This is a genomic window from Butyrivibrio sp. AD3002 (genome assembly GCF_000420905.1).
In the GTDB taxonomy this organism is placed as follows: domain Bacteria; phylum Bacillota; class Clostridia; order Lachnospirales; family Lachnospiraceae; genus Butyrivibrio.
Map to the genome: position 1 here is coordinate 557,317 of NZ_ATVV01000001.1, position 13,083 is coordinate 570,399.

Consider the following 13,083-nt stretch of genomic DNA (forward strand, 5'->3'; position numbering starts at 1 on the left):
TAATCCTCAAAAGGAGCCTTCCTCATAAAACACAAAAGGAGAAATGATATACCCGAAAAGTACATCAACTCTCCTCCCTAGTGTTACTTTAAATATATATTTTTGAGGTCTGTTTTTCAAGATTTTTTTGGCCCGTAAACCGCGATTTTCGTTAGATTTTGAAATATCTTTACCAAACTTTAATGAATTGCTATCAGTTTTTCGTTTATAATAATGATATGATGAAATTTTTCTTCAAAGAGGGGCAATATGGGACTAATAGCATTAGCTAAAAATCAAGTATTACACAAATGCGGAGATAAAGTAGAAACTCTAGAAATTGTAGTAAAGGGTTCTGTTTGCATAGCTATAGAAGGTGAATCCGTTGAAGTCGGAATTGGCGGAATTCTTGGTGTCGGAGAGCATCCGGGTGATGAATATATCTATACCTATACAGCCAATGAAGAATCTTCTGTTTTCTCATACCCTTTTGGTTCCATTGATGATATCTATAAAATAATTAGTTCCAACCCTAAAATTTCACCAATTTTGGCTGCGCAATCCGTCAAAACTGTAGTTTTATGCCTGGATAAGTTAGAAAATGATTTTTCGCAGGCAGTACAAGACTATGAGCAACTTGACACAGACAAAGCAGAATATCCTATGCTGGCAGTTTCCGTTGGGCTTGAGGTTGAAGACTTTCCTGATCTTGATAATGTTAAGCCACCCATAAAATCACAGGCACTTACCGACTGGCAGGAAAAGTTTTACCGGACTCTTGCTGAAAACGAAGAATTACTAAAAAAGACCTGCTATGCAAGATCCTCTGATATTGCCAACGGTTTTATAATGAATGCTCTTGAGGCAATTTCATTTATAGCAGCATGCCGCGAGAAACTTACCGAATATAAAAAAGAGTTCCAGAAACATGTGGGAAAATTCCGCTCTACCATGCAGCTGATCAGAGCAAAGTCCGCCGATATGAAGCGCAATGGTGCAGACGGGGCCATTACAGATATTGATATACAGGATGCACTCAATACCATCCTTGAGTATGCAGGCGCAGACGAAAAAGCAACCGAGAACTTCCGAAGAATTATAGGCGAATTCAAGAAGACTTCCTCAAGATATGATACATCGGACGAAAGCCGTGCTCTACGTCGAAGCGTAGCCGTCGATTACTATGCAATCTACACGGCTGCATTCCTTCGCAGCCTCAGTGATCCTGCTGTTCCGTCTGAAGTAATGATGTTTCTGATGTTCGGTTTTGTTGACGAGGAACTCGCAGGTCTTGAAAATACCAGGCAGCTCTATGCTCTTATGAAAACCTACAAAACCGATCCGAACGGGTATGTTATCACCGCTTATGAGTGGCTTAAAAAAATCTACAATATGGAGCTTGAACCCTCACGAAACGAATTCGATGAGGATTACTTTACCGCGCTTCGCACCTTAAAAACAAGCGGCGATATCAACGAAGAACAGATGGAGGCCATGAAAAACGACCGAAACGAGCGTCTTAAATTTGAAATTAAGAACCTTCTTGCTCTCGGTAACAGAATGACCTACGGCAGGCCTTCCACCTTTGTGCCTGTATTTGATGCTGAAAATGTTACAAGACCTTTGGATGTAGCTTATGTAGATGCGAAAAAGATCAATGATTTTTATGACTATATCAGATCCATCGATTATTCAGTTTTTTGCAGGCAGGGAAGCTACTCCAATCCCGATATAGGTGTCACCCAGGTATTTATCGATGAAGATGTAACTCCATATATGATTCTGATGCCAAATGTCGGAAGCCGTGCCTCTCTATGGCAGGAAATCGAAGGAAAAAAGAGAAATACCCCTGCCAGATTTATCATCTCAATTTTCAACACAGAAACTTTCGAAGATGTTATGATACGTCTATGCGGTGAATTTCGCTGGGAAATGTGCAAAACAGAACAGGGCGTGCACTGGAACGATGTCACGGATCCTTCTCTCACATCCATGTTCTGTGATTACCTTCAGTTCTATAAGAAGAACCACTCTCTTTCAACCGAAATGAAAGAAAAGATAAAAACTGACTTAAAGAAAAACAGCAACAACTATAAGAACGTTTTTGTCGGGGAATATATGAATTATCTGAAATTTGAAGCAAACGCATCACCAAGGCTTAATAAAATTTCAAGAGAAATCATATTTACTTACTGCCCATTTTCAAAAGAACTTCGTGAAAAACTAATGGACAACCCTCAGTATGGTGAGCTTGTCAAAAAGCATGTCTCACATCATAATGGTCTAATGAGGCCTATTGCCAATATGATCAGAAAGATCAAAACCGAAGGCAATGAGGTTCCTCAGATTCTGTATGACCAGTATGAATTTTTACAGAAATAGCTTTTATTGAAAGGATTACATATATGCAGACACGCTGCGATGAATGTACTTACTACGAATATGACGAAGACGATGAAGCATACTACTGCGGAGTCAACATGGATGAAGACGACTATGCCAGACTTATGGGCAATTCAAAAAGTGAATGCCCCTTCTATCGGAATAATAACGAATATGAAGTAGTAAAGCATCAGATGTAGAACTTTTAATGAGTTCTGTCATAGACATCTCTTATATAATCACGATTTTCTCTGGCATATCTGTTCGTCGAAACTGGACTTACATGCCCCATCATCATCTGAACCGCCTCAATGTCAGCTCCTCTTTCAACAAGATGAGCCGCAAAGCTGTGACGCAGTGCCTCAGGAGTTATCGGAACCTTTATATCTGCCTGCTGCGCATAGCTTTTTACAAGTTTCCATACTCCCTGTCTACTCATTGCTTCTCCCTGATAATTTATGAAAAGAAGTTCTTCGTCAGTTCTGTTAATCAGATGGCGTCTCCCATCCTGCAGATATCTTGATAAAACTGCTTTCGTTCTCTTATCAAAAGGAATTATTCTTTCCGTCTTATTGTTTTTACAAAGAATATTACCAATCTGCATATCAAGCTGGGATACTTTCACTGTCACCAGCTCGGAAACCTTGATTCCGGTAGCATACATAAGCTCAAGCATCGCTGAATCTCTCTGCCCTTTTGCAGTTCTGACATCAGGCATGCCAAGGAGATCCTCCACCTGCTTTCTTGTGAGCACATTTGCTTTGGGAAGTTCTACCTTAGGTGCAACAAGGTTTTCAGACGCATCTATAGTCACTCTTTCAATTTTCACCAAATGCTTGAACAGTGCCTTTATTGAAACTATATTTCTTGCGATAGTCGAAGGAGAATAGCCTTTCTCTTTTAATCTGTCCAGATGGTCTTTAAGAACCTTTTCGGAAATCTTCGCCACATCGGTTATTCCCAGTTCGCTTACATAACTCTGAAGTTTATCCAGATCGCATTTGTAAGATTTGAGAGTGTTATTGCTCATACTCCCCGACTCTTTGCAATCATTTATAAAACTATCTATTTCAGTCATATCACATTACTCTGACCCGCAGCGTATCCTGGATCACTCAAATTCCTTAAGTATTTTATCAAGTTCGGCAAATTCAGGCAGACAATCAAATGTAGCAAAATAATCTCTCGGTGTCTGCGCTCTTCTTATAAGCTCTACGCTTCCATCCTCTTTGAGTAAAAGCTCCGAGCACCACAGTTTTCCGTTGTAGTTATAACCCATTGCAAATCCGTGGGCTCCGGCATCATGAATAAATAGATAATCTCCCATATCTATCTTGGGAAGTTTTCTGTCTATAGCAAATTTGTCGTTATTCTCGCAAAGAGATCCGGTAACATCATATACATGATCAGCCTCTGCATCCTCTTTTCCGAGAACCGTGATATGGTGATAAGCACCATACATGGCGGGTCTCATAAGATTAACCGCACAAGCATCCACTCCTATATATTCCTTGTAGATATGCTTTTCATGAATTGCTTTTGTAACAAGGGCCCCATAAGGTCCGAGCATGAATCGACCCATCTCGGTATAAATAGCAACATCACCCATTCCTGCAGGTGTAAGAATCTTTTCGTACTCTCTTCTTACGCCTTCACCGATAGCAGCTATATCATTGCCCTCCTTATCGGGTTCATAGGGAATGCCTACGCCGCCTGAAAGATTGATAAAGCTTATATCTGCACCGGTCTCTTTTTCAAGCTCCACAGCAAGTTCAAATAGACCTGCGGCCAGTGTCGGATAATATTCGTTTGTAACCGTATTACTTGCAAGAAATGCATGAATACCAAAATGTTTAACGCCTTTTTCTTTAAGCATCTTAAAGCTCTCGAAAAGCTGCTCCTTAGTCATTCCATACTTGGAATCCCCGGGATTGTCCATGATTCCGTTACTCATCCTGAATACTCCGCCCGGATTATATCTGCAGCTGATGGTCTCCGGAAGCTTGCCTCCAAGTGCTTCTTCGGCAAATTCAATATGTGTTATATCATCAAAATTTATAATACCGCCGATTTTTGCAGCATATACAAACTCCTCGGCGGGTGTGTCATTTGAAGAGAACATTATGTTTTCTCCGCAGGCACCGATTGATTTACTTAGCATAAGTTCTGTAATAGAAGAACAGTCAAAGCCGCAACCCTCACTCTGCAGAAGCTTCATAAGGACCGGATTCGGCGTAGCCTTAACGGCAAAGTACTCACGAAAGCCTTTATTCCATGAAAAAGCTTTCTTCACTGCTCTGGCGTTTTCCACTATTCCTTTTTCGTCATATAAATAAAACGGTGTTGGGTATTTCTGTACAATGTCTTCGACTTGTGCTTTGTTTACGAACGGTTTTTTCATAATATCCTCCTGTTTTTGAATTCACTTTACTACGTTATCACGAAAAAGTGTGCCTGTCTATCTAAATTTTTACAGCTTTACAGGTTTTCTATCTGCCAGTCAATGGGTTCAAGCCCATTTGCAGTTAGAAATTCATTACACTTTGAGAAATGTCTGCATCCAAAAAATCCCCTGTAAGCAGAAAGCGGACTTGGATGAGGAGCTGTCAATATGAGGTGTTTGGGATTATTAAGCATCTCCGCCTTACTCTGAGCAGGCTTACCCCAGAGCATGTAAACTATAGGCCTGTCCTGTTCATTTAAGGCACGTATGATTGCATCCGTGAACTGTTCCCAGCCCCTTCCCTTATGCGAATTGGCTGCGTGAGCCCTAACCGTAAGAACGGTGTTAAGTAAAAGCACTCCCTGATCCGCCCATTTTTTCAAATATCCGTTGTTTGGTACATAACAGCCCAAATCCTCGTGAAGCTCATTATAAATATTCACAAGTGATGGAGGAATATCCTGCCCCGGCTGTACCGAAAATGACAGTCCATGTGCCTGTCCCGGTTCGTGGTATGGATCCTGTCCCAATACAAGAACCTTAACGTTTTGCAGCGGAGTAAGATGAAGTGCATTAAAAATATCATCCGCAGGTGGATAGATCACCTTCGAATGATATTCGTCCAAAACAAATTTATATAATTTTTTATAATAGTCCTTACTGAATTCCGGCTTAAGTGCCAGTTGCCAGTCATTAGCTATCATTGGCATGTTAGTCACATCCTTTCATCAGAGTCTCACAGAGACTCCTTTCTCATGGAGATATTTCTTAACCTGTGATATTTCAAGCTCCTTGTAGTGAAAAAGAGAAGCCGCCAATGCCGCATCAGCGCCACCCCTTGTAACCGCCTCGTAAAAGTGATCGCAATTTCCTGCACCTCCTGATGCAATAACAGGAATTGATACAGAATCAGCAACAGCTCTTGTAAGCTCGAGGTCATAGCCCTCCTTGGTTCCATCTCCGTCCATACTAGTTAAGAGAATTTCCCCAGCGCCTCTCTTTTCAGCTTCTATTGCCCACTTGATGGCATCTAAACCTGTATCTATTCTTCCACCGTTTTTATATACATTGAAGCCGCCATTTTCATTTCGTTTTGCATCAATTGCCACAACAACACATTGTGATCCGAATTTCTCTGCAGACTCAGTAACAAGCTCAGGTCTGTTTATCGCAGCAGAATTAACAGCAACCTTATCAGCGCCTTCCCTAAGTACCGCTCTCATATCATCTACACTTCTTATTCCGCCGCCAACCGTAAACGGAATAAAAATCTGCTCTGCCACTTTTCTCACAAGATCTACAACTGTATTTCTGGCATCCGAAGTAGCGGTTATATCCAGGAAAACCAGTTCATCTGCTCCTGCCTCGGAATAGGCCTTTCCAACTTCAACCGGATCACCTGCATCTCGCAGCTGAACAAAATTTATACCTTTAACAACTCTTCCGTCATTTACATCCAGACATGGAATAATTCTTTTAGTAAGCATATTATATCCTCTCAAACTTTAAGGAAATTCCTGAGAATTTCCATTCCCACTTCAGCACTTTTTTCAGGATGGAACTGACAGGCAAAAACATTACCTTTTTCAACCGATGCATCAACAGTCACTCCATATTCAGTAGTCGCTGTCACTATACTCTTATCCGCAGCATCAAGATAATAGGAATGCACAAAATAGACATAAGAGTCCTCATCAATTCCTTCAAACAACTTTCCCTTATTGGGATATTTCAGATTGTTCCATCCAATCTGTGGTACCTTCAGGCCATTGTTATCGGGAATCCTTCTAATTTTCCCCGGTAAAATGGAAAGGCCTGAAACTCCTTCCGATTCCTCACTTGAATCAAAAAGAAGCTGCAAGCCCAGGCAGATTCCCATAAACGGAGTACCGCTACCGGCAATGGTGCGGATTACATCCGTAAGGTTATATTCATTTAGCTTTTTCATTGCGTCACCAAAAGCACCGACCCCGGGAAGAATCACGCGATCTGCTCTCATAATCTCTCCGGGATCTCTGGTGACACAAATATCGGTTCCCAAATACTTAAAAGCATTCTCAACGCTTTTAATATTTCCTGCATCATAATCAATTACAGCCAGCATACGACAATATCTCCAATTGTGGATTTCGACATCATCACTCTGACTTTGGCATAATCTTTTCTATGGAACCTGTAATTTCCATTATGCGCTTTGTGTAATCCTTCTTGCCCTCAATGGCATTTAGTTCCTCGATATCTTGCGCGCTTAATCCATATACAGACGTGAGTGCCGATTCGATATTAGCATACACGCTTTGAACCTCGCCTGCAACCTGAAACTCTTCTGCCTCAGTTTCTATTTCATGTTTCTTTTTCATTCCGATAAGCAGAATATCCAGCGCTTCGTCCTCCATATTCATCGCTTTAAATCTTTCATATGAATCGAAATAATAGTTAGCGCCGGCGATTACTCTTGCCTTATGATACTTAAGCGTTTGCTCCTCATTCAGTTTTTTTCCGTAAAGAAGCTTATATGCCGTTGCATAATCAGCCTTCTCAAAAGCTTTATTCGCCCTGCTCATTATAATTCTTCCCGGAAGAAGAATTGCGGGCAGACAACAAAGCACACCTATGCTAAAAGCAAACAACATGGAAATTGCAACCTTCTTGGGAGCAAGTGCCTTTTCAGGCGCACCGTCGTCCGGTTTGGGCTTCTTTTCCTTCTTCGGTTTCGGAGGTTTCTCTTTCTTGGGCTTCTTTTCCTTCGGCGGCTTTTCCTTCTTTGGCTTCTTTTCTTTTTTCTTCTTTTCCTTCTTTGGCTTTTTTCCGTCTTCAGCTGCCAGTTCATCAAGTACCTGTTGATTCTCATCAGTCAGACTGGCAAGTTCGTCTTCCTCTGATTTAGGATTGAGATCCTCATCAGTTTGCGTTAAAACTTTGAAAAGTGCAGCAAATATTAGGAAAATAAGCGGCGGCCTTTTCTTCTTTTTCTTTCCGCTCTCTTCGCCCTCAGCCGGTTCTTCTCCGCCCATCCTAAGGGCAATCTCATCATAATCTCCGCCATTATCATTGACTTCATCGGGATCCGGAATATCATCCGAAAAGCCTATCTCATCAAAGGCTTCCTCGCCCATGGATTCCAGAATATCATCAGGATTTACCTCTTCTCCGGCATCCATACCACCATCAGACAAAGCTTCATCGCTGCCCATATCATCAAGGCTTATCTCATCGGCGCCACCGCCTTCCTTTTCGTCGATATGAGCAGTGTTTTCCATATCCTCAACGTCATCACTGGCAAGGCTGTTCATTATTGCATCGAGATCGGGCATCTCAACGTCCGCAGGCTCGCTTCCTTCACCTGCCTGATCTCCACCAAGATCTTCCAGCATACTGTCGAGATCCATATCCGCTCCGATGTCTTCATCCTCAGCAGCTTCGTCTCCGACATCTTTTAATAAATCATCGAGCTCTGCGCTCATGGACTCAAAATTGACATCTGAATCATCGGCCTCTGCATCGCCCTCTTCGCTCTCGCTCATAGCATCTGCAAAGTCTGCAACTGCATCCTCCAGAGCAGCCTCATCTATCTCTGATGTTTCGCTTGCAGCTTCCTCTGAAATATCCATGTCCTCCAGAGAAATATCCTCCAAAGCTTCTGCATCTTCCATGGCTGCTTCGGATTCTTCCGTAGCTTCAACGGACTCACCTATATCATCCAAGGATATTTCATCCATTGCTGCAGACTCTCCAGCAGCCTCCTCAGGTTCGCCTACATCATCCAGTGATATTTCATCCATTGCTGCGGTATCCTCTGTAGATTCTTCAGGCTCACCAATATCATCAGGCGATATCTCTTCTGCAATCGCACCATCTTCAGTTGATTCCATGCTTTCCGCTAATTCATTTTCTTCCATGCTAATTACATCTGATGCACCGTCCCCTTCTCCTGGCATATCAGAATTCAATGAAAGCTCTGCTTCTGTCATTTCATCTGAGGGCTCGGTCATCATTTCTCCCTCTGGAATATTTATATCATCAAGCGTAAGCTCTGACTCCTCTAAAAGACTTTCCTCCCCGCCTTCGTTTACTATAGCCTCAAGTGATGCCGCATCTTCACTTAGATCCGCCATCATATCATCCAATGATACTTCACCCTCGCCGCTGTCAGAGGATACTTCACTGTTACCATCAAGCATACCTTCAATATCAAGCATCTCCTCAGATATTGCGTCTTCAGATTCAACAGCAGGTATCTCCAGTTCCTCAAGGCTATTATCTTCAGTCGTATTCTCTGCGCTGCTACCTAAAACCTCCTCCGGTGTCGAATGCATCATCTCATCCAAAATATCTTCAGTGGACTGATTCGCATCCGTTATCTCGCTTCCTTCCTCCAAAAACTCATCTGCAATAGGAATCTCAGGTGCCACCTCCAACAGTGCATCAGCTGAATCCTCCGGCACCTCCATAGCAACCTCACCCATGAGGTCATCTACAGGACCAATAGTCTCCTCTTGTGCTGGCGCTGTTTCTGCTATGTCTGCCGGTTCTGCTTCAGCCAGCCCTTCTGCAGGCAGTTCTGTATCTGCTGATATGTCCATTTCTGCCATCATCTCTTCTATGTCTTCGGAAGACACATCTTCTTCAGATGATTGAGCCGCTGCCTGCTCAGCTTCTTCTGCCTTTTCCATCTCAACCATCAGCTTCTCGATATCTTCCGTTGTCATATCTTGTGATGGAGCTGTTTCTTCTACACTAGGTGCTTCCTCTACATTAGGTATTTCCTCCTGTACCGGTAGTTCTTCTGTTGGTACTGCTTCCTCAGCCACAGTCTCTTCGACTTCTGTCATTATGCCCATCTCAGCCATCACCTTGTCTATATCTTCCATAGGCATTTCTTCTGATGATGGTATTTCTTCAACAGCAGGTATATCCTCAAGAATCGGAATATCTCCTGCTGGCGCAGGCTCTTCTAAACCTGGTACTTCATCTATTTCAGGTACTTCATCAGTTTCTGCAGGTACTTCATCGAGTTCAGGTATTTCCTCCGCCAAGGCTTCAGCTCTTGCAATAGCTTCGTCCAATGCAAGCTCATCCGCATCTTTTTCATAGCCTTCCGGGACTTCATCCCCAACCTTATATTTATGTAAAGTCTCATCTGCAGGCGCACTGATAGCATCCAGAACCTCTGTCATTCCTGAATCCAAAAGCTCTCCGCCATCCAGTTTTTCAAGCATCTGTCCAATTTCATTTAAATCATCATTCTCGGAGGAATAACCTATAGCCTCGTTTAAATCAGCATCATCGGAATGGTGTTGATTGGTTTTAGTCTTAGCTATTCCCGAACCGGAATTATTTGTCAATGAATGTAAAAGATTGTCCAAATACTCTTCATTTTTTGAATTCATGTTACTTACTCCCCAAGAAACCAGACTTCTAAAAGTCTATAAAGCCCTCACCAAAATTATAAAACTCCCTTCATTGTAGCAGTCATTGAAAATTGATTTTCATAACTGAAGCAATAAAGGGAGTTATCATTCACATCATATATCTTTATTTGGCATCGCCATCAGCATGAACAAGTTCATCAATTACAGCTACCAAATTACCGATTTCCGGCTTCGAGAGCTGTCTGTCGGCTCCAAGTGACTCTCCTTTTCTTCTCATTTCCTCGTTTACAAGAGATGAGAAAATAATAAGCGGAATCTGCTTCGTGTCATCGTCACTCTTTACGAGCTTAGTCAAGCGGTGTCCATCCATGATCGGCATCTCAATATCGGTAATAATACATTTAACCTTATCAAGCTGACCTCTGTCCTTGCAGCCTTTGACATAATCCCATGCCAGTTTTCCATTTTCGAAATGACGTACATTGTCATATCCGGCTTTCTTAAGGGAATCAACAATCAACTTGTTAAGCAGCTGTGAATCCTCGGCCAAAACAATCGGAATTTCGTTTCTTTGTCTTGTTCCGATATCTGTGAGCTGAGCCACATTAAGACCGGTATTAGGATTGATGTCAGATACGATTTTCTCGAAATCAAGGATAATAATCAGTCGTTCTTCAAGTTTGATGATACCGGTGGAAATACTCTCCTCAGCCTTTGAAATTGTGGCATTGGGCTTAATGATATCTGCCCAGGATACTCTGTGAATACCTACAACAGCGTCAACATGGAACGCAATGTCCAGCTTATTGAAGTTCGTAATTATAAAAAGTCCGCCGGGCTTAGATGCACCTCTCTGAAGACAATTACGTAAATCGATTGCAGTTATCATAGTATCGCGGGGCATAAATATTCCTTCAATACTTGGGTGAGCATTCGGAACAGGCGTCACTTCCTGATATACAATAATTTCCTTAATCTTTGCAACGTTTATTCCATAGCAATGATCATCAATTCTAAACTCTAAGACCTCAAGTTCGTTTGTACCATTTTCAAGCAAGATTTTTGATTCCATATTTTCACCTCACGCTTTGAAAAAAGAAACTGCAATCACTTAATAAACAAACTAAAAACCGATTGAATATATATTTAATATCCTAATTCAGTATAGCATATACTTTTTGAAAATAAATAGAAAAAACAAAAAAGAAAGCCGAGTTGACTGTCTTTTAAGAATCTGTTTATAAGTATTTTAGAAACTTAAGAAGTTGTCTAGTTTTTAGCTCTTTTGTTAATGTTAAAATCTAATAAACATATTATTTTTCGTTTACTAATTTGCCTTTATGTAATTCCGTTTGGAGGAATTTTATGCCTTCTTGCCAATTCCTTCTGTTTTATCGCCAATCCGATCTTTGTTTTCTGCTGGTGCCTTAATGTGGACTATAAATCAAAACGAGTTTTCGTACCTAGATACACTTACCGGCCTTTATAACCGTGCCTATCTGTTTTATAAAGCTGAAACTTTTAATAGATATTCAAATATCGGTGGAATCATGATTGATGTGGATTATTTTAAATTCATAAATGATACTTACGGTCATTCTGCCGGTGATAAAGCACTTATTGACGTTGCAAAAATACTGATCAGGAGTAAGCCCGAAGATTCTCTGCTGATCAGGTATGCCGGTGATGAATTCATGCTCATAGTCTATGAAACAACACCTGAGAGATTAAATAAAATCATGGCATCCATAAATGAACATATTGCCACTTATCTAAAAAAACATAGTCGACCATATACTCTGTCTCTATCACTCGGCAGCAGTATGTATGATCAGGAAAACGAAACTCTCGACAGCTTTTTCAAAAAAATGGACAATGCCATGTATGAGGCAAAGGAGAAGAATCACAAAAAAGACAGAGCTTAAGTGCCCTGTCTTTTTTACGCTTGGTTCAAAACTTACATATTGTGAGAACCAATCAGTTTTTCCATCCATATCATGTTATACCATTTATCAAACTTATAACCACATTTATGAAATCTTCCGACTGTCTCAAATCCAAGATGCGAATGAAATTCTTCACTGTTTCTATTTAAGTACTGATCAATTTCAATAGGATCACCTATGCATGCATATAGGTTTTCGATTCCCATTTCAGTAAGTCTAGCTTCAAGAGTCTCATATAAAGCTCTGCCATATCCCTTCTTCTTTGAATCTTTATCGAGATAAATAGTCAGTTCACAGGATTTAGCATAAGCAGCTCTATCTTTAAATGTATTTGCATAAGCATATCCATATATTTCTCCATCTTCTTCAATAACAAGATAAGGATATTTTTTTGTAATATTTTGTATACGTCCAGAAAATTCCTCTATTGATGGAATATCATATTCGAAAGTAATTGCTGTATTTTCTACATAATATCCATATATTTCCAACAAGCGTTTTGCATCTTCTATTTTTACATCTCTTACCATATACATATTTTATATTCACTCCCTTAATCACAAAACTCGTTACAGTATATCAGATTATATTTTTATATACAAAAAAAGATAGTCATAATGACTATCTTACAAAATATCTATGCCTTCAAAACCGAACACTGAATACTCATCTTAAATCCATTTCTCTCTGTTCTATATCCTTTTTGGACAAGCCCTCGACCTATTAGTACACATCAGCTGAACATGTTACCATGCTTACACCTTGTGCCTATCTACCTCATAGTCTCTAAGGGGTCTTACTGCCGAAGCAGGGATATCTCATCTTGAGGGGGGCTTCACGCTTAGATGCCTTCAGCGTTTATCCCTTCCGGACTTGGCTACCCAGCCTTATGCATCTGGCGATGCAGCTGATACACCAGCGGTCCGTCCATCCCGGTCCTCTCGTACTAAGGACAGCTCCT

Annotated in this window: 11 protein-coding genes and 1 rRNA gene; 3 read left to right on the forward strand and 9 right to left on the reverse strand. The window is 41.1% G+C overall.

The genetic code is table 11. From position 1 onward, the window contains the following. The first annotated feature begins 249 nt into the window (after nt 1-249). Both G596_RS23385 and G596_RS25150 read left to right on the forward strand, forming a co-directional pair. Complete coding sequence (locus G596_RS23385) at nt 250-2,361, forward strand: hypothetical protein (protein ID WP_022760241.1); 2,112 nt, start codon at nt 250-252, stop codon at nt 2,359-2,361. Nucleotides 2,362-2,384: 23 nt separating this feature from the next. Further along, nucleotides 2,385-2,561: a DUF6472 family protein gene (locus tag G596_RS25150; protein ID WP_022760242.1), complete on the forward strand. Its 177-nt coding sequence runs from the start codon at nt 2,385-2,387 to the stop codon at nt 2,559-2,561. 5 nt (nt 2,562-2,566) lie between these two features. On the opposite strand, the gene G596_RS0102425 is transcribed toward G596_RS25150, so the two are convergent. The 7 genes from G596_RS0102425 to G596_RS0102455 form a co-directional block, all read right to left on the reverse strand. Continuing rightward, complete coding sequence (locus G596_RS0102425; protein WP_026671160.1) at nt 2,567-3,439, reverse strand: tyrosine-type recombinase/integrase; 873 nt, start codon at nt 3,437-3,439, stop codon at nt 2,567-2,569. Between the two features lie 33 nt (nt 3,440-3,472). Further along, entirely contained in the window at nt 3,473-4,765 is a 1,293-nt protein-coding gene (locus G596_RS0102430) for a diaminopimelate decarboxylase (protein WP_026671161.1), read from the reverse strand. Nucleotides 4,766-4,839: 74 nt separating this feature from the next. Then, entirely contained in the window at nt 4,840-5,514 is a 675-nt protein-coding gene (locus G596_RS0102435; RefSeq protein ID WP_022760243.1) for a uracil-DNA glycosylase, read from the reverse strand. 18 nt (nt 5,515-5,532) lie between these two features. Continuing rightward, nucleotides 5,533-6,291 carry an imidazole glycerol phosphate synthase subunit HisF gene (gene hisF, locus G596_RS0102440; protein WP_022760244.1) on the reverse strand — a complete coding sequence of 253 codons (759 nt, stop codon included), beginning with the start codon at nt 6,289-6,291 and terminating at the stop codon, nt 5,533-5,535. Nucleotides 6,292-6,302: 11 nt separating this feature from the next. After that, nucleotides 6,303-6,908, reverse strand: coding sequence for an imidazole glycerol phosphate synthase subunit HisH (gene hisH / locus G596_RS0102445; RefSeq protein WP_022760245.1), 606 nt, complete (start codon nt 6,906-6,908; stop codon nt 6,303-6,305). Between the two features lie 34 nt (nt 6,909-6,942). Beyond that, nucleotides 6,943-10,194, reverse strand: a complete 3,252-nt coding sequence (locus G596_RS0102450) for a hypothetical protein (protein ID WP_022760246.1) — start codon at nt 10,192-10,194, stop codon at nt 6,943-6,945. 145 nt (nt 10,195-10,339) lie between these two features. Then, entirely contained in the window at nt 10,340-11,248 is a 909-nt protein-coding gene (locus G596_RS0102455; RefSeq protein ID WP_022760247.1) for a chemotaxis protein, read from the reverse strand. A gap of 358 nt (nt 11,249-11,606) precedes the next feature. Here G596_RS0102455 and G596_RS20600 point away from each other — a divergent pair, with 358 nt between their 5' ends. After that, nucleotides 11,607-12,101: a GGDEF domain-containing protein gene (locus G596_RS20600; RefSeq protein WP_022760248.1), complete on the forward strand. Its 495-nt coding sequence runs from the start codon at nt 11,607-11,609 to the stop codon at nt 12,099-12,101. 32 nt (nt 12,102-12,133) lie between these two features. On the opposite strand, the gene G596_RS0102465 is transcribed toward G596_RS20600, so the two are convergent. Both G596_RS0102465 and G596_RS0102470 read right to left on the reverse strand, forming a co-directional pair. Then, nucleotides 12,134-12,652 (reverse strand): GNAT family N-acetyltransferase, encoded by a 519-nt coding sequence (locus tag G596_RS0102465; protein WP_330361213.1) that lies wholly within the window; start codon nt 12,650-12,652, stop codon nt 12,134-12,136. Between the two features lie 173 nt (nt 12,653-12,825). Beyond that, nucleotides 12,826-13,083, reverse strand: a 23S ribosomal RNA gene (locus G596_RS0102470); the annotation flags it as partial.

What these genes read in the sequence shown, in the direction of transcription:
- G596_RS23385 (WP_022760241.1), top strand. Translation starts at nt 250, where the DNA reads ATGGGACTAATAGCATTAGCTAAAAATCAAGTATTACACAAATGCGGA.
- G596_RS25150 (WP_022760242.1), top strand. Translation starts at nt 2,385, where the DNA reads ATGCAGACACGCTGCGATGAATGTACTTACTACGAATATGACGAAGAC.
- G596_RS0102425 (WP_026671160.1), bottom strand. Translation starts at nt 3,439, where the DNA reads ATGACTGAAATAGATAGTTTTATAAATGATTGCAAAGAGTCGGGGAGT.
- G596_RS0102435 (WP_022760243.1), bottom strand. Translation starts at nt 5,514, where the DNA reads ATGCCAATGATAGCTAATGACTGGCAACTGGCACTTAAGCCGGAATTC.
- hisF (WP_022760244.1), bottom strand. Translation starts at nt 6,291, where the DNA reads ATGCTTACTAAAAGAATTATTCCATGTCTGGATGTAAATGACGGAAGA.
- hisH (WP_022760245.1), bottom strand. Translation starts at nt 6,908, where the DNA reads ATGCTGGCTGTAATTGATTATGATGCAGGAAATATTAAAAGCGTTGAG.
- G596_RS0102450 (WP_022760246.1), bottom strand. Translation starts at nt 10,194, where the DNA reads ATGAATTCAAAAAATGAAGAGTATTTGGACAATCTTTTACATTCATTG.
- G596_RS0102455 (WP_022760247.1), bottom strand. Translation starts at nt 11,248, where the DNA reads ATGGAATCAAAAATCTTGCTTGAAAATGGTACAAACGAACTTGAGGTC.
- G596_RS20600 (WP_022760248.1), top strand. Translation starts at nt 11,607, where the DNA reads ATGTGGACTATAAATCAAAACGAGTTTTCGTACCTAGATACACTTACC.
- G596_RS0102465 (WP_330361213.1), bottom strand. Translation starts at nt 12,652, where the DNA reads ATGGTAAGAGATGTAAAAATAGAAGATGCAAAACGCTTGTTGGAAATA.